The organism is Nocardioides lentus (assembly GCF_039529515.1).
Lineage (GTDB): Bacteria > Actinomycetota > Actinomycetes > Propionibacteriales > Nocardioidaceae > Nocardioides > Nocardioides lentus.
The window spans coordinates 223,944-243,078 of sequence record NZ_BAAAMY010000001.1; the positions used below are offsets into that span (position 1 = coordinate 223,944).

At 76.3% G+C, this 19,135-nt stretch carries 20 protein-coding genes; 7 read left to right on the top strand and 13 right to left on the bottom strand.

Features of this window, described 5'->3' with window-relative positions:
• Positions 1 to 720, top strand: a complete 720-nt coding sequence (locus ABD158_RS01045) for a CDP-alcohol phosphatidyltransferase family protein (RefSeq protein ID WP_344002454.1) — start codon at positions 1 to 3, stop codon at positions 718 to 720.
• Between the two features lie 253 nt (positions 721 to 973).
• Here the strand turns inward: ABD158_RS01045 and ABD158_RS01050 are convergent, their stop codons facing one another.
• From ABD158_RS01050 to ABD158_RS01070, 5 genes are read right to left on the bottom strand one after another with little or no spacing between them, the layout of a single operon-like run.
• A complete protein-coding gene (locus ABD158_RS01050) occupies positions 974 to 2,455 on the bottom strand; it encodes a phytoene desaturase family protein (protein WP_344002457.1) in 1,482 nt (493 codons plus the stop codon).
• Positions 2,448 to 3,650, bottom strand: a complete 1,203-nt coding sequence (locus ABD158_RS01055) for a glycosyltransferase family 2 protein (RefSeq protein ID WP_344002458.1) — start codon at positions 3,648 to 3,650, stop codon at positions 2,448 to 2,450. Before ABD158_RS01055 ends, ABD158_RS01050 begins: the two co-directional genes overlap by 8 nt.
• Complete coding sequence (locus ABD158_RS01060; protein ID WP_344002460.1) at positions 3,647 to 4,615, bottom strand: carotenoid biosynthesis protein; 969 nt, start codon at positions 4,613 to 4,615, stop codon at positions 3,647 to 3,649. The genes ABD158_RS01055 and ABD158_RS01060 overlap by 4 nt, the downstream gene beginning before the upstream one ends.
• 7 nt (positions 4,616 to 4,622) lie before the next feature.
• Entirely contained in the window at positions 4,623 to 5,402 is a 780-nt protein-coding gene (locus ABD158_RS01065; protein ID WP_344002463.1) for a hypothetical protein, read from the bottom strand.
• A complete protein-coding gene (locus tag ABD158_RS01070) occupies positions 5,399 to 6,271 on the bottom strand; it encodes a YhjD/YihY/BrkB family envelope integrity protein (protein ID WP_344002465.1) in 873 nt (290 codons plus the stop codon). Before ABD158_RS01070 ends, ABD158_RS01065 begins: the two co-directional genes overlap by 4 nt.
• Positions 6,272 to 6,328: 57 nt before the next feature.
• Here ABD158_RS01070 and ABD158_RS01075 point away from each other — a divergent pair, with 57 nt between their 5' ends.
• A complete protein-coding gene (locus tag ABD158_RS01075) occupies positions 6,329 to 6,685 on the top strand; it encodes a lycopene cyclase domain-containing protein (protein ID WP_344002468.1) in 357 nt (118 codons plus the stop codon).
• Positions 6,682 to 7,041, top strand: a complete 360-nt coding sequence (locus ABD158_RS01080; protein WP_344002471.1) for a lycopene cyclase domain-containing protein — start codon at positions 6,682 to 6,684, stop codon at positions 7,039 to 7,041. The genes ABD158_RS01075 and ABD158_RS01080 overlap by 4 nt, the downstream gene beginning before the upstream one ends.
• On the opposite strand, the gene ABD158_RS01085 is transcribed toward ABD158_RS01080, so the two are convergent.
• From ABD158_RS01085 to ABD158_RS01105, 5 genes are all read right to left on the bottom strand, one after another.
• A complete protein-coding gene (locus ABD158_RS01085; protein WP_344002474.1) occupies positions 7,010 to 8,134 on the bottom strand; it encodes a polyprenyl synthetase family protein in 1,125 nt (374 codons plus the stop codon). The two genes, ABD158_RS01080 and ABD158_RS01085, sit on opposite strands and share 32 nt — an antisense overlap.
• Before the next feature lie 180 nt (positions 8,135 to 8,314).
• The gene (locus ABD158_RS01090; RefSeq protein WP_344002477.1) at positions 8,315 to 8,905 is read right to left on the bottom strand and encodes a hypothetical protein; all 591 of its coding nucleotides are present in this window, start codon (positions 8,903 to 8,905) and stop codon (positions 8,315 to 8,317) included.
• An 8-nt stretch (positions 8,906 to 8,913) separates the two neighbouring features.
• A complete protein-coding gene (locus ABD158_RS01095; protein WP_344002480.1) occupies positions 8,914 to 9,642 on the bottom strand; it encodes a hypothetical protein in 729 nt (242 codons plus the stop codon).
• Positions 9,639 to 10,394 (bottom strand): hypothetical protein, encoded by a 756-nt coding sequence (locus ABD158_RS01100; protein WP_344002483.1) that lies wholly within the window; start codon positions 10,392 to 10,394, stop codon positions 9,639 to 9,641. Before ABD158_RS01100 ends, ABD158_RS01095 begins: the two co-directional genes overlap by 4 nt.
• Positions 10,395 to 10,504: 110 nt before the next feature.
• Positions 10,505 to 11,320: an HAD family hydrolase gene (locus ABD158_RS01105; protein WP_344002486.1), complete on the bottom strand. Its 816-nt coding sequence runs from the start codon at positions 11,318 to 11,320 to the stop codon at positions 10,505 to 10,507.
• 27 nt (positions 11,321 to 11,347) lie between these two features.
• Here ABD158_RS01105 and ABD158_RS01110 point away from each other — a divergent pair, with 27 nt between their 5' ends.
• Complete coding sequence (locus tag ABD158_RS01110; protein WP_344002489.1) at positions 11,348 to 11,989, top strand: hypothetical protein; 642 nt, start codon at positions 11,348 to 11,350, stop codon at positions 11,987 to 11,989.
• Between the two features lie 70 nt (positions 11,990 to 12,059).
• Here ABD158_RS01110 and ABD158_RS01115 read toward each other — a convergent pair whose 3' ends face one another.
• Positions 12,060 to 12,956: an HAD family hydrolase gene (locus ABD158_RS01115; protein WP_344002491.1), complete on the bottom strand. Its 897-nt coding sequence runs from the start codon at positions 12,954 to 12,956 to the stop codon at positions 12,060 to 12,062.
• Positions 12,953 to 14,233, bottom strand: a complete 1,281-nt coding sequence (serS, locus tag ABD158_RS01120; RefSeq protein WP_344002494.1) for a serine--tRNA ligase — start codon at positions 14,231 to 14,233, stop codon at positions 12,953 to 12,955. The genes ABD158_RS01115 and serS overlap by 4 nt, the downstream gene beginning before the upstream one ends.
• A gap of 65 nt (positions 14,234 to 14,298) precedes the next feature.
• On the opposite strand from serS, the gene ABD158_RS01125 reads away from it, so the two are divergent.
• A complete protein-coding gene (locus ABD158_RS01125; protein ID WP_344002496.1) occupies positions 14,299 to 15,873 on the top strand; it encodes a bifunctional phosphatase PAP2/diacylglycerol kinase family protein in 1,575 nt (524 codons plus the stop codon).
• Between the two features lie 33 nt (positions 15,874 to 15,906).
• On the opposite strand, the gene ABD158_RS01130 is transcribed toward ABD158_RS01125, so the two are convergent.
• Positions 15,907 to 16,329 (bottom strand): DUF4446 family protein, encoded by a 423-nt coding sequence (locus ABD158_RS01130; protein WP_344002497.1) that lies wholly within the window; start codon positions 16,327 to 16,329, stop codon positions 15,907 to 15,909.
• Positions 16,330 to 16,389: 60 nt separating this feature from the next.
• Between ABD158_RS01130 and ABD158_RS01135 the strand changes: the two genes are divergently transcribed.
• Positions 16,390 to 17,829, top strand: a complete 1,440-nt coding sequence (locus tag ABD158_RS01135; RefSeq protein WP_344002500.1) for a short-chain fatty acid transporter — start codon at positions 16,390 to 16,392, stop codon at positions 17,827 to 17,829.
• A gap of 34 nt (positions 17,830 to 17,863) precedes the next feature.
• Positions 17,864 to 19,099, top strand: a complete 1,236-nt coding sequence (locus tag ABD158_RS01140) for an arginine deiminase (protein WP_344002503.1) — start codon at positions 17,864 to 17,866, stop codon at positions 19,097 to 19,099.
• Positions 19,100 to 19,135: the final 36 nt, after the last annotated feature.

Genomic DNA, 19,135 nt, shown 5'->3' on the forward strand with positions numbered 1-19,135 from the left:
GTGGGCGCGGCGGGCGGTCCCGACGGCTCGGGCTCGGGCCGGCAGGAGGCCTACGACGCCTGGTCGCGCCGCCACGGGGGGCTGGACCCGTCGGGGTCGGTGTGGGTGTCGGGCTGGGTCCGGCTCGGCCACCGGCTGGCCCGACCCGTCGCCGCGCGCGGGATCTCCCCCGACGTCGTGTCCGCCGCCGGGGTGCTGCTGACCGCACTCGTGCCGCTGGTGTGCCTGCTCGGCGGGGGCTGGGTGCTGCTCGGCGTGCCGCTGGTCCTGCTGTCGGGGCTCGCCGACGGCGTCGACGGCGCCGTCGCCGCGCTCTCCGGGCGCGCCTCGGCGCTCGGCAAGGTCGTCGACGCCCTCGCCGACCGGGTCGGCGACCTGCTGCTGGTGCTGGCGCTCCTCGTGCTCGGCGCGCCCGGCTGGATCTGCGCGGCGTACGCGGTGGGGCTGCTGCTCCACGAGGGCGTGCGGTCCACGGCCCAGGCCGCCGGCATGGTCGGCCCCGGTGCCGTGACCGTCGCCGAGCGCCCCACCCGCGTCGTCGTCGGCGGCGTCGCCGTCCTGATGGCGGGCCTCGAGTGGGCGGCCCGCTCCGTCGGCCTCGACGTCCTGCCCGAGCTCGACGCCGCCGCCCTCGCCGGCGTCGCGGCCGTGGTCGGGCTCGTGCTCACCGTCGTCGGCCTGATCCAGCTGCTCCCCGCCGTCCGCCGCGCCCTCACCTAGCCGACTCGGCGCGAACTCCCGCCCCACCCACGCCGAGCCGGCGCGAACTCCCGCCCCGCCCGGGCCGAGCCGGCGCGAACTCCCGCCCCGCCCGGGCCGAGCCGGCGCGAACTCCCGCCGTACCCGGGCCGTCAGGGTGAGTTTCCGCCGACTCGACGCCGTCTCGGTGCGCATCCGGGCCGACTCGACGCCGTCTCGGTGCGCATCCGGGCCGACTCGACGCCGTCTCGATGCGCATCCGGGCCGACTCGGCTCAGGCGGGGCCCACGAGATCGGCGACGATCCGCGCGGAGAGCATCACGAGGGGCAGGCCGCCGCCGGGGTGGGAGGAGCCGCCGACGAGGTAGAGGCCGGGCACGGGCGAGCGGTTGGCGGGGCGGCGGAAGGCGGCGCGGGCGCCGTTGGACGACGTGCCGTAGATCGAGCCGCCGGGGGTGAGGGTGGCGCGCTCGAGGTCGGCGGGGGTGAGCACCGTGCGGTGGCGCACCGAGCCGGCCACGTCGAGGCCGCGGGAGGCCATCACGGCCATCACGTCGTCGGCGTACGACAGGCCGAGGCCGGGAGCGTCCCAGTCGAGGCCGCGCGCCGGGTCGTGGCGGGGCGCGTTGACCAGCACGAACCACGCGCCGGTGCCCGGGCCCGGCACGACCGCCGGGTCGTCGGGAGCGGCGACGTAGACCGTCGGTCGCTCGACGGCGCGGGGCGGGCCGCCGCGGCCGAAGACGGCGTCGAACTCGGCGTCGTACTCCTCGGCGAACAGCACCTGGTGGTGCGGCACGGGCGGCGGGTCGTCCATCTCCAGCAGCAGCACGAACCCGGCCAGCGAGGGCGTGGCCCGCGCCAGCCGCGCGGCCGCGCGGCGACCGGGGCGCCCGGGCACGAGGCGGCCGTAGAGCTGCGCGGCGTCGGCGTTGGCGACGACCACGTCGGCGCGGTGCACGGTCCCGTCCGCCAGCCGTACGCCGGTCGCCCGGCCGTGCTCGACGAGGACCTGCTCGACCTCCGCCGAGGTCTCGACGGTGCCGCCGAGGGCCTCGAGGCGCTCGCGCAGCACGACGGCGATGCGCCCGAGGCCGCCGGGGACGTACCAGGAGCCCCACCGCTGCTCGGCCCACGGCACCGAGGCCAGCGCCGCGGGCGCGAGCCGGGGGTCGGAGCCGGTGTAGGTCGCGTAGCGGTCCAGCAGCATCACCAGCCGCGGGTCCCGCAGGTAGCGCCGGCCCAGCGACCGCATGCTGCGCCAGGGCGCGACGGTGGCGACGTCGGGGATCCGCCGCGAGAGCCGGGCCATGTCGCCCACGGTGATCGGCGACTCGAGGAACGGCTCGTGGGTGACGTCCCAGATCCGCTCGGCGCGGGCGAGGAACGCCGACCACTGCGCGCCCCGGCCCGGCCCGAGGGCGGCGTCGAGCGCGTCCGGCACCGCCCCAAGCTCGCCGGGCAGGTCGAGCACCACCCCGTCGGGGAAGCGGTAGCGGCAGGCCACCTCGAGCCGCTCGAGCGGGAGCGCGTCGGGGTCCGCGCCGGTCGCCGTCAGCAGGTCGGCGAGCACGTGCGGCATCGTCACGAGCGACGGGCCGGTGTCGAAGACGAACCCGTCGTGGCGCAGCGTGCCGAGCTTGCCGCCCGCCTCGGCGGCCTGCTCCACCACCCTCACCCGGTGACCGGCGGCCTGCAGGCGCGCGGCGGCCGCGAGCCCGCCGACCCCGGCGCCGACCACGACGACGTCAGCCACGGGCGACCCGTCGGGGGTCCCGGCGCGCGGGGTCCTTGCGCGCGGGGTCCGCGGCCACGGGGTCGGTCACCACGGGGCGACCCTTCCAGGTGAGCGTGCCGCGACGGCGTCGGGCCAGGGACTCGGCGACGAGTCCGCCGAAGGCGAGCACCGAGACCGGGTGCGCCACCGCGTCCGGCACGCGACCGCCGGTCGCCCGCGCCACGAGCACCCGCGAGGCGGTGCTCGCCGCCCACCCGACGAGCCCCGCCCGGGACCCGCCCAGCGCGGCCGCCACCGGCACGACGTGCGCCCACGTGAGCAGTGCCGTCACCGCGACCGCCCCCGCGGGCGAGCCGAACGCCGCCCACAGCGACTTCGCGTAGCCCTCGCGCAGCGCGCGCGGCCCGTCGTACATCCGGCACGTGGCGACCCCGCTGCCCTCCGCGACCACCCCGCGCCCCCCGACGGCCTTGAGCGCGCGGAGCAGCGCGACGTCCTCGACCACCTCGCCGCGGACGGCCGCGTGACCCCCGGCCCGGGCGTACGCCGCGGCGTCGACGACGAGCAGCTGGCCGTTGGCCGCGCCCAGGGAGCCCCGCGGGGAGGTCTCGGCGAGCCCGAGGGGCAGCGTCGACATCCACGACCACTGCAGCAGCGGCTGGACCAGGCGCTCGAGCGGCCCGTCGGCGAGCTGGCGCGGGTAGGGGCACACGAGGTCGAGGCGCGCGGAGCGCAGCAGCGCCACCGACGCCGTCAGGGCGTGCGGGGCGAGGCGCACGTCGGCGTCCACGAAGACCAGCACGTCGGAGCCCGCCGCCGCCCGGGCCAGCTGCGCGCACGCCCACGGCTTGCCGAGCCACCCCGCCGGCCGCTCCTCGCCGCGAACCACCTCCAGCCGCCCGTCGGCCGCCGCGAGACCCGCGAGCAGCCGGTCGGTGCCGTCGGTGGACCCGTCGTCGACGACGACCACGCGGACGCCTCCGGGCCAGCGGTCGGCCGCGGCGAGCAGGGACCGCACGCTGCCCTCGACGTGCGCGGCCTCGTCGCGCACCGGCAGCAGGACGGCCAGGGCCTCCGGCGCCGGTACGGCGTGCCGCGCGGGTCGGCGGACCCGTCGCAGGTTGTCGACGGTCAGGGCCAGCGAGGCCACCGCCAGCGTCGCGCCGCCGCGGACCAGGAGCCGCCCTGCGGTCCGACCCGGACCGACGCTCACCGCGGCCTGGAGGCGGCCGCGGCGGACCCGGCGTCGGACCCTGCGTCGGAGCCCGCCGCGCGGCGCGCGCCGCCACGGCGGCGACCGCGCCAGAGCACCACCGCGAGCGGCACCGCGACCAGGCCCATGACGACCGCGCCGACGGCCGCGACGGGCGGACGGCCGAAGAAGACGGCGTGGGCGAGGACCGAGGACCCGAACGTCCACAGGTAGACGGCGTAGGGCACGGCGTCGGTGGCGTCGCGCCGCTCCCGCGGGCCCCGGGCGTCCGGCACGAGGCGGTCGAGCAGCGTGACCATCAGCAGCGACACCACGAGCCAGCCGGCGAAGTTGGTGAGCGGGATCCCGTCGACCCCGGGCAGGCCCGGCGTCGGGTCGGCCCAGGTCCAGTGGCCCTGGTCGACCATCTGCGGGTCGAGGAACACGTCCCAGGCGGTCAACGCCCACGCCCCGAGGAGCGCGGTCACGACCGGTCCGAGCACGCGGCCCCGGGGGTCGCGCAGGCCGAGGGTGAGCCGACGGGCGACCAGCAGCGCCGGCCAGGCCATCATCGTCCAGGCCAGCGGCACCAGGACCGGGACGCCCACGACCTCCCAGCCGAGGGTGCCGGAGTAGGCGTAGTCGCCGAAGGGCACGCCGGTGCGCACGCCGACGGCCTCGGCGACGAGACCGCCCCCGCCGCCGACCAGCGCGAGGGCGGCCACGGCACGGGGGCCGCGCGTCGCGAGGGCGTGCACGTGGGCGGCGCCCGAGAGGAGCACGACGCTGGCCGAGGTCAGCAGCAGGTTGCCGCCGTCGGTGAACGGGAACGCCATCTGCACCAGCACGGCCGCGGCGGCCAGCGACGCGGCGACCGCGCGGAGCGCGCCGGTGCCCTGCCCGCGTCGGACGGTCGTGGGCAGCTCGAGGGCCGGGGGCCCGGCCGTGGGGTCGACGTGGCCGGCGGGGTGGGCCGCGGTGGTCACGGGGCGCTCACGGTTCCTCTCCTCGGTGGGTGCCGGTGACCTCGGTGACGGCGAGGCGGGCGAAGAGCTCCTCGGCGTACCAGCGGGCCGGCGCGGTACGGCGGACCACCTCGCGGTGGGCCCGGCTGCGGTAGGCGAAACCGACCAGGGCGTCGGTCGATTCCCACAGGGAGAAGGTGCCCTGGAGGCCCACCGGGGATTCACCGACGCCCACGGCGAGCCGCAGGCCGGGGGCCCCGGCGAGGTCCTCGGCGACCGGCGGCACCGCCCGCCAGAACGACGGGGTGCGCAGCGTGCGCAGCCGGGCGCGGGTGATCGCCGCGACCGGCCCGGCGTACGACGCGGTCCCCGGGCCGCCGGGGACCGGCTCGGCGCCGGGGGCGGGCTCGGCGAACGGCTCGACGCCGGACCACAGGCCGCGCGACAGCAGCGGGCGCATCCGCACGCGCAGCTCCTCGGTCGCGTCGTCGCGCCACGCCCGCACGAGCCGGGAGTCCTCGAAGTCCTCGCGGGCGGCCTCGTCGTCGAAGACGGTGAGCAGCGCCCAGTGGCCGGGGTCGGCGTCGCGGGGGGTGAAGGTCGTGCCCGCGCCGGTGCCGAGCAGCTTGGCGAACCGCAGCCCGGGGGTGCCCCGCAGCGACCGGCGGCCGGTCGCCATGCGCCGCAGCGCGGGCAGCAGCCGGTCGGTGCCCCACACGCGGACCTCGGCGTGGGTGCCGCCACCGGGCCAGCCCGGGCGACCGGGCAGCGACGGACGGGCCACGGGACGGCCCACGGGGCGGGTCACGGGGTGCTCACGGGGGCGCCCCACTCCGTGTGGCGGGTGTCGGCCACCCGGCGCTCCAGGGCGCTGGTGGCGACCCAGCCGACGAGCAGGACGGCGTGGAGCACCCACAGCCACAGGCCGACCGCGACCACCCCGCCGACGACGGTGAGGCCGCCGAAGGGGATGCCGACGTCGATCGGGATGGACAGGAACAGCAGGAACCCCTGCAGGAACCCCGCCAGGAACGCCCCGGTGGTGAACCCGCCGGCCGTCGCGACCCACCAGCGGGGCCGGCCGGGCACCACGAAGCGGAACGCCCACGTGAGCGGCAGCGAGATCACCACCCACACGACGTTCAGGGTGAGGTAGATGCGGACCACCAGGTCGAGCGGCCCGCCCCCGCCGCCCTCCGGGGTGAGGGAGGTGAGCTGGCTGCCCGAGGCGAACACCGCCCACGTCAGCGTCGGCAGCAGCACGACCGGCGCCATCACGAGCGCGCGGCCGCGCCAGCCGGTGAAGTGGTCGGGCTGCGGGGCCAGCGCCAGGCCCGCGCGCCGCAGCCCCTCGCCGTAGAACGAGGCGGGGAACAGGGAGACCAGCGCGCCGACCAGGCCCAGGTGGGTGCCGGCGGCGATGAGCAGCGCGAACGGCTCGCGCCCGCCCATGTCGGGCGGCACCAGCACCTGCAGCTGGAGCAGCCGTTCCTCGGCGCCGTCCGCGCCGTACCACCAGGAGATGGACCACAGCCCGAGCAGCAGCCAGGGCACGATGGCGATGCCCGAGTAGTAGGTCAGCGTCGCGGCCGCCGCGCCGAGGTCGCGGCCGACGAGCAGGCGACGGGTGTCGTGCACGAGCGCCACGGTCTCGGCGCGCCAGCGGGCCGGGCTCACCGGACGCTCCCCGCACCACGGGCGGCACGCCGGGGGGCGCCCGGTATGAATGGGGGCGTGGAGCGGCTGACGTACATCGCGATGATCGTGTTCGTCGTCGTCGCCACCCTGCCGCTCGAGGTGCTGCTGCGCACGCGGGTGTACGCGCGGCTGCGGCGCTTCGGGCTGGTCCTGCTGTGCGTCGGGGTGCCGTTCGCGGCCTGGGACCTCGCGGCGACCGCCGCCGGGCACTGGCGCTTCGACCTCGACCAGACCCTCGGCCTGGAGCTCGCGGACCTGCCGCTCGAGGAGTGGCTGTTCTTCCTCGTCGTGCCGCTGGCCTCCGTCATGACGCTGGAGGCGGTGCGGTCGGTGCGGGGCTGGTCGGTCGGCGACGAGGCCGGGACGAGCCGGGAGGCCGGTGACGGCGCATGACCCATACCGAGGCCTCCCTCCTGGGCATCGTGGTGACGGTGGTGCTGGACCTGTGGGTGCTGCGGACCCGGCTGCTGACCCGCAAGGCATTCTGGGTGTCCTACGCGATCGTGCTCTTCTTCCAGCTGATCACCAACGAGTGGCTGACCTCGCGCGGCGTCTTCCTCTACGACGAGGACGCCATCCTCGGCTGGCGCATCGGGCACGCCCCGGTCGAGGACTTCCTCTTCGGGTTCAGTCTGGTCGCCCAGTCCATGATCTGGTGGGTCTGGTGGGGTCGGCGCGGCGTGCAGGCCGAGACGCCCCCCGGTCCCCGGCCCTCGCTCAGACGTCTCGCCATGCGCAGAGGGCGATGAGCGCCGCCAGCCGGTCGCGGTGCCGCTCGGCCACCGGCAGCCCCGCCGCGATGCTCGTCGCGCGGGCGGCGAGCCCGTCGATGCGGCGCTCGACGGCGGCGACCGCGCCGGTGGTGACCAGCACGTCCTGGACCGCCGCGAGGCGCTCGTCGTCGAGCTCGGGGTCGCCGAGCGCGCCGGCGAGCACCTCGGCCTGGGCCGGCGACGCCGCCTCCTGGGCGAGCGAGACGAGCAGCGTCCGCTTGCCCTCGCGGACGTCGTCGACCACGGGCTTGCCGGTGACGGCGGGGTCGCCGAGCACGCCGAGGAGGTCGTCGCGCAGCTGGAACGCCTCGCCGGCGGCCAGGCCCAGCTCGCCGTACGACGCGAGCAGCGGCGCGGGCGCCCCGGCGAGCCGGGCGCCGAGCACGAGCGGCTGCTCGACGGTGTAGGCGGCGCTCTTGTAGCGCAGCACGCGCCGGGCGTACGCCGGGCTCACGGCGTCGCGGGTGTGGCCGAGGACGTCGAGGTACTGGCCCGCGAGGGTCTCGTCGCGCATCCGCGACCAGGACCCGCGCACGTCGGCGGCGCGGCCCGGGTCGCCGGCGGCGAGGGCGCCGGTCGCGAGCAGGTCGTCGGACCAGGTCAGGCACAGGTCGCCTGCGAGGACCGCGACGGAGACCCCGAAGTGGTCGGCGTCGCCGCGGGCGACGGCGCGGCGGTGCTCGGCGCCGAAGCGGTGGTGGACGGTCGGCTCGCCGCGCCGGGTCTCGCTGTGGTCCATGAGGTCGTCGTGGACGAGCGCGGCGAGGTGGAACATCTCCAGCGCGGTGGCGACGTGCAGGTCCCCGGGCACGGGGCCCTCGCCGACGGAGCGGGCCCCGAGCAGCGCGAACGTCGCCCGCAGCCGCTTGCCCCCGCGGCCCGCGACGGCCAGCGCCTCGGCCACCGGCGCGAGCTCGGGGGACACGTCGGTCAGGACGCTCCCGCGCTCGCGCAGCGTGTCGCCCAGCAGGCGGTCGACGTCGGCGACCTCGTCGGGCAGCAGCGCCGCCGTCGGTGCCGATGGGGGCGCCGCCGTCGGCGTCGCCGGGGACTCCACCGGACCGATCACCGGCTCGGCCGTCGGACCCGCCGTCGGGGCATCGGCGGACACGACGGGAGCGACCGACGTGGTCTCCACCACCGGCCCCGCGGTCGTCTTCGCGGTCGTGACGTCGTCCTCCAGGTGTCGGCGGCCGCTTCTCCGGCCCTCCCGGCGTCGCCGGTCCCGGCGCGGTACCCGCCCCTCAGGCTAATTCATGCCTGGTCGCCGGGACGCCGTCCTCCGGGCCGCGCCCACGAGGACGAGCGCGAGCAGGAGTCCCCCTCCCCCGGCGGCGACCCGGGCGCCGGGCCCGAGCGTCCGGCCGGGCCCCTCCGGCGGCACGTCGACCGCCCGACCGCCACCGAGCCGCCGGTCCGCGGCGGCCAGGGCCGCCCCGGTGACGGGTCGGGTGCCGGAGCAGCCGTTCGTCGTCAGGCCGCCCGCGGACCCGGAGAGGAACAGCAGGTACCGCCGGCCCTCGGCCAGGTCGACGCCGCAGCCCTGGTCGGGTGCGGCCGCCGACAGCACGACCGGCCCGGTCGGCGTGCGGCCGCGCCAGACCCGGTCCGGGGCGACGGTCACGTCGCGGGTCGAGGAGCCCCCGGGCCACCAGCCGTCGTCGACGTCGGTGACGGTGCCGGCGACGACGAGGTCCGCGGCGCGCGCCTGGGCGCCGAGGCCGGCGCGGGCACAGCTGCAGGCGCTCGCCGGACCGGCGGCCAGGACGACCAGCAGCGACGACCCCAGCAGCAGGGCCAGCCCCGCGACCAGCGGCAGGACGCTCCGGACGGGGCGCACCGCTCGCCTCAGGCCCGCCGGCGGCGCGACCGCCCGAGGGCGAGGACCACCAGCAGGCCCAGCAGGCCCCCGGCGACGAGCACGGCCCCCGGCGCCGCGAGCACCACCGGGTCGGGCGGGTCGGCGTCCGCGACCGGTCGGAGCCCGGGGTCGGGCCCCGTCGGGCCGGAGGCGTCACCGCCCGACCCGCCGTCCGTGCCGCCGTCCGTGTCGTCCCCCGTCCCCGGCACGACCGCGCTGCCCGCGCCGACGGCGTCCTCGACGGCCGCGAGGCGCGCGGTGGTCGCGGGCCCGGTGCCGTCGCAGAGGTTGGCGTAGAGGGTGCCGTTGCTCTCGCGGGCGAACACGACGTACCGCTCCCCCGCCGGCAGCGCCCCCAGCCCGCAGGCCGCGCCGCTCCCGGCGGTGACGACCTCGACGGCCGCGCGCGGCGTGCCCTTCCACCAGCGGTCGGCCGCCACCGTGAGCGTGACGGTCTGCGGCAGCCCGGCGGCGTTGCCGTCGGAGTCCTTCGCGGTGGTCTCGACGGTGCCGGCGAGCACCGCGTCGGCGTTGGAGGCCTGCTCCGCGGTGGTCAGCGGCGCGCACGTGCACGCGTACGCCGGGGCCGCGGCGAGCGTCAGCGCCCCCGCGACCGACAGCACGGCCAGGACCGAGGCCAGCAGGAGCGCGGCGAGCCGACGGCCCGACGACCGGGCGGGGCGCGGGGTCGAGCCCGGGGTCGCGCCCGGGGTCACGTCCGGCGCCCCAGTCCCGCGAGGACGGCCAGGCCGAGGAGACCGAGCACGACGAGGAGGCCCCCCGGGGCGGCGACGACCGCGGCCCGCGGCACGTCGCCGGCGGTCGCGACCGGGGTGAGCTCCACGTCCACCGGCTCGTCGGCGGCCGCGCCCAGCGAGCGTCCCTCGCCGAGGACCGCGGCGACCGCGGCCTCCTGCTGCGCGGTCGCCGGGCCGGTGCCGTCGCACGAGGTGGCGCGCAGCGCACGGGCGTCCTCGGTGAGGAAGAAGACGTAGCGCTCCCCCACGTCCAGGGCGCCCAGGCCGCAGGCGGAGGTCTGGACCGCGGTGGTCACGGCGATCCGCGCCCCCGGCACGCGGCCCGCGTAGACGCGCTCCACCTCGACGGCCATCGTGACGTTGCCCAGGCGCTGGGCCCCGCGTCCCTGCTGTCGCTGTCGGGCCCGCTGGTCCTGCTGGCGCTGCTGGCGCTGCTCGCGTTGCTGGCGTTGCTGGGCCTGGCCGCCGGGGCGGGCCGAGCGCTCGCGGGTCTCGGGGCCGCGGTCGCGGACGGCCACCACGGTGCCGGTGAGCACCAGGTCCGCCGCCCGGGCCTGCTGGGCCGTCGTGCCGGGCGCGCAGCGGCAGGCGTGGGCCGGCGCGGCCCCGACCAGGGCGAGCGGCACGGCGAGCAGCAGCGCCAGGAGCAGGCCCACCGCGGCCGCCGGCCGGGCCCGTCGCCGGGCGTGGTCCGTCACGACGTGGTGCACCGCGACCCCCTCCGCTCGTCGACTCCCGGACCGCCCCCCGGCGACCGGCTCCTCGAGGGGTACGACGCGCGGACGCCGGCGTCGGTTCCCCCCGCCCGGCGTGGCCGGGTCTACAGACCGTAGAGCTCGGCCAGCGCGGCCGCGACCCCGTCCTCGTCGTGGTGGCCGGCGGTGCGGTCGGCGACCGCCCGCGTGGCGGGGTGGGCGTTGGCCATCGCGTACGCCGTGCCCGCCCACGACAGCAGCGGCACGTCGTTGGGCATGTCGCCGAACGCGACCACCTCCGCCGGGCCGACCCCGAGGTCGCCGCAGAGCAGCTCGAGGGTGGAGGCCTTGGTGACGCCGGCGGCGCTGATCTCGACCAGCGCGCCCACCGACGACCACGTGGTGGTGACGATCCCGCCGCAGGCCTGCTCCACGGCCCGCCAGAACGTCTCCGGGTCGGCGTCCAGGTGGCGCACGAGCACCTTGACGACCTCCGGACCGGCGAGCAGCTCGGGCAGCGGCGCGACCGCGACCGCGCGGTGACGCTCGGTGTCGGGCAGGAAGCCCGGCTCGTGGGCCAGCCCGTCGAGCCGCTCCAGCGCCACCCGCGCTCCCGGCACCGCGGCCTTGACCCGCTCGGCGACCTCGAGCACCACCGACGCCGGGACCGCCCGCACGGCGCGCACGGCGTGGCGGGCCACGTCGTACGTGACGGCGCCGTTGGAGCACACCGCCAGGCCGACGTCGCCGACCTCGACCCACAGGTGCTCCATCCAGCGCAGGGGCCGCCCGGTCACGAAGACCGTCGGCACGCCGAGCTCGTCGAGGCGCGCCAGCACCTCCCGGGTGCGCTCGGAGACCCGGCCCGCGGCGTCGAGCAGGGTGCCGTCGAGGTCGGTCGCCACCAGCCGCGGCAACGTCGGGGGCAGGGGGTGACGCACGCGGACACCGTAGAGTGCGCACCCGTGATGGCTCTCCCCCACCGCGGGTTCGTGTGGCTCTCGATGCCCAAGTGCGCGTCGACGGCCGTCGAGGAGGTGCTCGAGCCCCACGCCCGGGTGATCCTGCGCGGCGAGTTCAAGCACACCAACTACACCGCCTTCACCCAGCGGATCGAGCCCGTGCTCGCCGGCGGCGGCCACCGCCGCGAGTCCTACGAGGTGGTCTGCCTGTTCCGCGAGCCCGTCGGCTGGCTGGAGAGCTGGTGGCGCTACCGCTCGCGCCCCGAGCTCAAGGAGGGCCCGAAGGCGCACAACTACACCGGCGACATGAGCTTCACCGAGTTCGTCGACCGCTACGTCGAGCGCCACCCGTCCCTGCTCGGGATCGGCCGTCCGGCGCGGTTCTGCTCCCTCCAGGCCGAGCGCGTGGGCGTCGACCGGGTCCTGCGCTACGAGTCCACCGACGTGTGGCAGGGCTGGCTGACCGAGAAGGTGGGCCAGGACCTCGGCTTCCGCCAGACCAACGTGTCCGCGAAGCGCCCCGCCGAGCTCGACCCGGGCGTCCGGCGTCGCGCGGTCGACTTCTTCGGCCCGGAGTACGACATCTGGGCCCACCTCGAGCCCGACGGCCAGTGGGCCCCGCCCGCCGACCACCTGCTCTCGCTGTAGCCCAGCAGCCCGCCGCGCTCGGCTGCGCTCGCCCGAGCGCCGACCGGTCCTCGACGAGCCGGTGGGTGGCTCAGAACCAGCGGGAGAGCTCCACCGCCGCGCCGTCGTCGTCGACGGTGGCGGTGACGTCGTCGGCGGCCTCGTGGACGGCCTCGACGGCCTGACCCATCGCCACCCCGCGACCGGCCCAGCGCAGCATCTCGACGTCGTTGCGGCCGTCGCCGATCGCGAGCACGTCGCCCGCGGTGAGGCCCAGCCGGTCGACGACGTGCTGCAGGCCGGAGGCCTTCGAGACGCCCACCGGCATGATGTCGAGCCAGGCGGTCCAGCCCACGACGTACTCGGTGCCGTGCAGGCCGAGGCCCTCCGCGAGCGCGACGAAGTCCTCGACCGAGGCCTGCGGGTCCCGGATGATCACGCGGGTCACCGGCTCGGCGAGGAGCTCGTCGACGGAGGCGAGGGTGTGGCGCCCGGTCAGCTCGCCGGGCGGGAACGGCCGGTTCATCCGGTAGCCCACCCCGCGCTCCTCGACCGCGACGATGGCCTCGGGGTGGCGCTCCAGGGCCGCGGCGACGCTGTCGCGGGCGTCGAAGGTCTCCTCGTGGACGACGTCCACGGGCGGGTAGCGGAAGACGACCGCGCCGTTGGCGGCCACCACCCACAGCGGCTCCGCGCCGGGCGCGTGCAGCTCGAGGAGGTCGGCGACCCGCGTCATGTCGTAGGGCGAGCGACCGCTCGCGAGCACGACCTCCGCGCCGGCCGCGGCCGCCCGGCGTACGGCGTCGCGCACGGCCGGGCGGATCTCCTCGACGCTGCTCGCCGGGCTCGACGAGGCCGTCGCCGGGGACTCGTCGGTCCAGCGCAGCAGCGTGCCGTCGATGTCGAGCGCGACCAGGCGGGGCGCCCAGCCGTCGGTCCCCGGACCGTCGTGGCCCCCGGGCGTCGCCGCCCGCTCCGTGGTCGTCACCGGCGCGCCGCCAGCGGCTCCAGGACCTCGCGGCCGCCGAGGTAGGGCTGCAGCGCCGCCGGCACCCGCACCGAGCCGTCCTCGCGCTGGTGGGTCTCCAGCAGCGCGATGATCGGGCGGTTGGTCGAGCACAGCGTGCCGTTGAGGGTGGCGACCGGGCCCACGCCGTCGTCGTACCGGCCGCGGATGTCGAGGCGGCGGGCCTGGAAGTCGGTGCAGTTCGACGCGCTGGTCAGCTCGCGGTAGCGCTCCTGGGAGGGGATCCACGCCTCGATGTCGAACTTGCGGACCGCGGAGAGCCCGAGGTCGCCCGCGGCGACGTCGATGACGCGGTAGGCCAGCTCGAGGCCGTCCATGAACTGCTTCTCCCAGTCGAGGAGCCGCTGGTGCTCCGCGGCGGCGTCCTCGGGCGTGGTGAAGACGAACATCTCGACCTTGTCGAACCAGTGGGTCCGGAAGATGCCGCGCGTGTCCTTGCCGTGCGAGCCGGCCTCCTTGCGGAAGCACGGGCTGAAGCCCGCGTAGCGCAGCGGCAGCGAGGCGCCGTCGAGGATCTCGTCGGAGTGGTACGCCGCGAGCGGGACCTCCGAGGTGCCGACGAGGTAGAGGTCCTCGCCCTCGATCCGGTAGACGTCGTCGGCGGCCTGGCCGAGGAAGCCGGTGCCCTCCATCGCGCGGGGCTTGACGATCGACGGCGGGATGACGGGCGTGAAGCCGGTGGCGCGAGCCTGGTCCATCGCCATCATGACCAGCGCGAGCTCGAGCTCGGCGCCGACACCGGTGAGGTAGTGGAAGCGGCTCCCGGAGACCTTCGCCCCCCGCTCGAGGTCGAAGGCGCCCAGCATTGCGCCCAGCTCGACGTGGTCGCGGGGCGTGAAGCCCTCGGCGGCGAAGTCGCGGGGCGTGCCGACGTGCTCGAGGACCTCGAAGTCCTCCTCGCCGCCCGCCGGGGCGTCGTCGGCCACATTGGGGATCGCGGACAGCGCGGCGCGCCACTCGGCCTCGGCCGCGGTCTGCTCGCCCTCGAGGCCCTTGACGCGGGCGGCGAGCTCCTTGGTGCGGGCCAGCAGCTCGGCCTTCTCCTCGCCCGTCGCCTGCGCGACCTGCTTGCCCATGGCCTTCTGCTCGGCGCGACGGGCCTCGTACTCGGCGATCGCGCGGCGGCGCGACTCGTCGGCGGCCAGGGCGCGGTCGACCGGCTCGGACGAGAGCCCGCGCCTGCCCTGCGCGGCACGCACCCGGTCCGGTTCCTCTCGCAGCACCCTGGGATCGATCATGCCGCCAGGCTATCGGCGGGCACCGACGCCGCTCACGCCGATATCCCCCGGCATACTCGGGCCTCATGCAACAGCTCTCGCGCGGTGCGCGCCTGACCTGGGGCGCGACGTGCCTGCTGCTGTTCGGGTTGCTGACGTGGGCCGTCGCGGTCGACCAGCCCCTCCTGCGCCGTCTCGACGACCGCGGCGCGCCCGTCGAGGCCTGGGCCACCGACATCGGCTGGCTGCGCGAGGCCCTCGCGATCGTGGAGGACCTGTTCGGCACCGTCGGGATCACGGCGTACGTCGTGGTGCTGGCGGTCGTGCTCGTCGCGCTCTCGCAGCGGGCGGCCGCCGTGCTGGTCGTGCTCGTCACGGGCCTGACCGCCGCCGCGACCACCGGGGTCAAGACCTGGGTGGGTCGCGACCGGCCCGACTGGCAGGACCCCGGCGACCTGCTGACCAACTTCGCGTTCCCGTCGGGCCACGCCTCGTCGATCGTCGCGCTGATGGGCGTCGTGCTCGTGACGACGGTGCTGCTGGTCCGGCCCGTCGGCGTGCGTCGGCTGGTGTGGCTCGCGACCCCGCTGCTCGTCGTCCTGGTGGGGCTGGACCGCGTGCTGCTCGGGCGGCACTACCCCTCCGACGTCGTCGGGGGCTACCTGCTGGGGGCCGGGGTCCTGCTCGTCTGCTGGGCCGTCGTGGACCCGCCGGCGACCAGCCGTGCGGTCGACGCCGCGCCGCTGCCCGAGGTCTACACCTCGGCGCGCCAGCTGGCCGTCGTCGTCAACCCCTCGAAGGTCGACGACCTCGCGAAGTTCACCGCCACGGTGACGGCGATGGCGCGCGCGGCCGGGTGGTCGGAGCCGACCTGGCACCACACGACCGTCGAGGACCCCGGCGCCGGCATGGCCGAGGCCGCCGCCGTCGCGGGGGCCGACCTGGTGATCGTCTGCGGCGGCGACGGCACCGTGCGCGAGGTCTGCGCCGAGCTCGCCGGCACCGGTGTCCCCGTCGGGATCGTGCCCGCCGGCACCGGCAACCTGCTCGCCCGCAACCTCGGCGTACCGCTGCTGCTGCGCTCCGCGCTCGACGTGGCGCTGTCGGGCCAGGACCAGGCGATCGACCTGGTCGAGGTCGACGGCGACGGGATGGAGCTCACCCACTTCCTGGTGATGGCCGGGATGGGCTTCGACGCCGCGATCATGGAGGGCGTCAACGAGGACTTCAAGAAGAAGGTCGGCTGGCTCGCCTACGTCGTGTCGGGCTTCAAGGCGATCATGTTCCCGCCGGTGCGCGTCGAGGTCTCGATCGACGGCGGCGAGTGGACCCGGCACCGCGCCCGCACGATCCTCGTCGGCAACGTCGGCTACCTGCAGGCGGGCATGCCGCTGCTGCCCGACGCCGCCATCGACGACGGCCGGCTGGACCTCGTGCTGCTGCACCCGCGGCGCCTCGGCTCGTGGATCCCGCTGGCGTGGCGCGTCATCGCCCGCCGCCCGCGCACCGACGACCTCGTCAACCGCAAGACCGGCGCGACCATCTCGCTGCGCGCCTCCGCCGAGGCCCCGCGCCAGCTCGACGGCGACGCGATCGGCCCCGGCCGGGAGCTCCACATGCGCTGCCTGCACGGCCGCGTGCTCGTGCGCGTCCCCCGCTGACCCGCCGTACGCCTGCACGTCCGGGCCGACCCGTCAGGCCTTGGCGTGGCCGACGGCTTCCTCCTCCTCCGGGGAGAGGGGCTGCTCGCAGCGCCAGGAGGCGATGTTCTTGGCGTAGGTGCGGGACTCGGCGCGGCCGTGGATGCTGGTGAGGACGACGCCGTGGCCGGCGTCGTCGAGCAGCGCCAGCGACCAGGACAGGTGGCCGCCCATGTCGCCGAAGGCGTCGTAGCGCACGACGGCCAGGTGGCGCAGGGCGTCCCCGGCCTCGGCGCGGAGGGCGGCGACCTCCTGCCGCAGGCCCCGGACGTCGGCCGGGAGGGGCTGCTCGCCGGGCGCGAGCTCGTCGCGCTGCGACGACAGGCGGCGCACCTCGCCCACCAGCCACCCGACGGCGGCCACCAGACCGGCGAGGACGACGGCGACGACCGTGGTCAGGACGAGCGACACCGACATGCGCCGAACCCTAGGCGAGAGCCCTGGGCAGGGGTCCCGGACACGCCCTAGCCTGCCCCGATGAGCAGCGACGCCCGCCCCGCGACCGACGGCACGCAGGAGAGGGGACTGGGCCGGCTGGCCCAGCGCTCGGCGGAGTGGACCGAGAAGTGGTTCCCCGACGCCTACGTCTTCGCGCTCGCCGGCGTCGTCATCGTCTCGCTCGCGGCGATGGCCAACGGGTCGTCGCCGGTGACCGTGGCCACCGAGTTCGGCAACGGCTTCTGGGACCTCGCCGAGTTCACCCTGCAGATGGCGATGGTGGTGCTGACCGGCTACGTCGTCGCCACCTCCGCCCCGGTCGCGCGGCTGATCGCGCGGCTCGCGCAGGTGCCGAACGACCCGCGGGCCGCCGTCGCGTTCGTCTCGCTGCTGTCGTGCCTGGTCTCGATGGTCAACTGGGGCCTCAGCCTCGTGTTCTCCGGCCTGCTGGCCCGCGCGATCGCGCGCCGCAGCGACCTGCGCGCGGACTACCGGGCGCTCGGCGCCGCGGCGTACATGGGCCTCGGGGCGGTGTGGGCGCTCGGCCTGTCCTCGAGCGCGGCGCAGCTGCAGGCCACCCCCGCGTCGCTGCCGCCGGAGCTGCTCGAGATTACCGGCGTCCTCGACTTCGGCACGACGATCCTGACCTGGCAGTCGCTGACGATGGCGGCGGTGCTGATCGTGCTGACGGTCGCGATCTCCTACCTCTCCGCGCCGCGCGGCGCGGCCGTGCGCACCGCCGCGGACATGGCGGTCGACCTCGACGACTCCCCGCGCGACGTCGCGCCGCGCGAGCGGCCCGGCGAGTGGCTGGAGTACTCGCGGATCCTGCCCGCGATCATCGGCCTGCTGACCGCCGGCTGGGTGGTGGTGCAGCTGACGACCCTGCCGTTCCTGTCGGTGATCAGCAGCCTCAACGGCTACCTCATGGTCTTCCTGGTCCTCGGCCTGCTGCTGCACGGGACGCCGCGCCGGTTCCTCTCGGCGGTCTCCCAGGCGGTGCCGGCGACGGCGGGCGTGCTCGTCCAGTTCCCCCTGTACGCCGCGATGGCCGCGGTGCTGACCCGCGCCGAGGGTCGCGGCGGCGAGACCGTCTCGGGCCACCTGGCCGAGCTGTTCACCAGCGTCGGCGGCGGTGGGGCGTTCGCGGTCGTGATCGCGCTCTACACCGCCCTGCTCGGACTGCTCGTGCCCTCCGGCGGCGGCAAGTGGCTGGTGGAGGCGCCGTACGTCATGCAGTCGGCGACCGACGTGGGCATGAACCTCGGCTGGACCGTGCAGATCTACAACGCCGCGGAGGCCCTGCCCAACCTCGTCAACCCGTTCTTCATGCTGCCGCTGCTCGCCGTGCTGGGGCTGCGCGCGCGCCACCTGGTGGGGTTCACGTTCCTGCAGTTCGTCTTCCACCTGCCGGTGGTGCTGCTCCTGCTGTGGCTGCTCGGGACGACCTTCGAGTTCGTGCCACCCGTCCAGCCCTGACGGACCCGGGGCCGCCCACCCCTAGGCTGCCGCCATGAGCGACACGAGGACCCCCGGCGCCGACAGCGAGGTCGGGACCCTGCGGACGGTGATGCTGCACCGCCCCGGCCCGGAGCTGAAGCGTCTGACGCCCCGCAACAACGACCGCCTCCTCTTCGACGGCCTGCCCTGGGTCGCCCGGGCGCAGGAGGAGCACGACGCGTTCGCCCAGGCGCTGCGCGACCGCGACGTCGAGGTCCTCTACCTCACCGAGCTGCTCACGGAGGCCTTCGAGGCCCAGCACGCCCGCAACCACGCGATCACCACCGCCCTCGCCGGCCTGCACCTCGGCGACACGCTGCGCACCTACCTCGCCTCCGCGCTGCACGACGCCAGCCCGGCCGAGCTCACGACGTACCTCACCGCGGGCATCCGCAACGACGAGGTCCGCGGCGGCCACGGCCTGGTGACGAGCCTCCTGGCGGCCGACGACTTCCTCGTCGACCCGCTGCCCAACCTGCTGTTCACCCGCGACTCGTCGGTGTGGCTGCGTGACCGCGTGGCGATCACGAGCCTCGCGATGCCCGCCCGGCGCCGCGAGACCCAGCTGACCGAGCTGATCTACACCGCGCACCCGCGCTTCGCCGGCACCCGCACCGTGCACGGCTGGCACCACGAGCACGTCGAGGGCGGTGACGTCCTGCTGCTCTCGCCGGGCGTGATCGCCGTCGGCGTCGGGGAGCGCACGACGCCCGCCGGGGTCGAGCGCCTGGCCCGCCAGCTCTTCCACGCCGAGCTGGCCCACACGGTGCTCGCGGTGCCGATCGCGCAGGAGCGCGCCACCATGCACCTCGACACGATCTGCACGATGGTCGACGTCGACAAGATGGTCGTCTACGCCAACGTGGCCGACAGCCTGCTCGCCCACACCGTCACCGCGGACCCCGAGGAGCCCGGCGACGGCGCCGCCGACGTGCGACTGCGGGTCGCGGAGCCCGAGCCGTTCCTCGTCGCCGCCGCGAAGGCGATGGGCATCGACACCCTCGAGCAGATCGACACCGGCCTGGACCCCGTCACGGCCGAGCGCGAGCAGTGGGACGACGGCAACAACACCCTCGCGCTCGCGCCGCGCGTGGCCATGGCCTACGAGCGCAACGACGAGACCAACGACCGTCTCGAGGCGTCGGGCATCGAGGTCATCCGCATCGCCGGCTCCGAGCTCGGCTCCGGTCGCGGCGGCCCGCGCTGCATGAGCTGCCCGGTCGAGCGGGACCCCCTGCCGCGGGCCTGACCCGGCCCGCGATCTCCGTCACGAAGCACCGTAAAC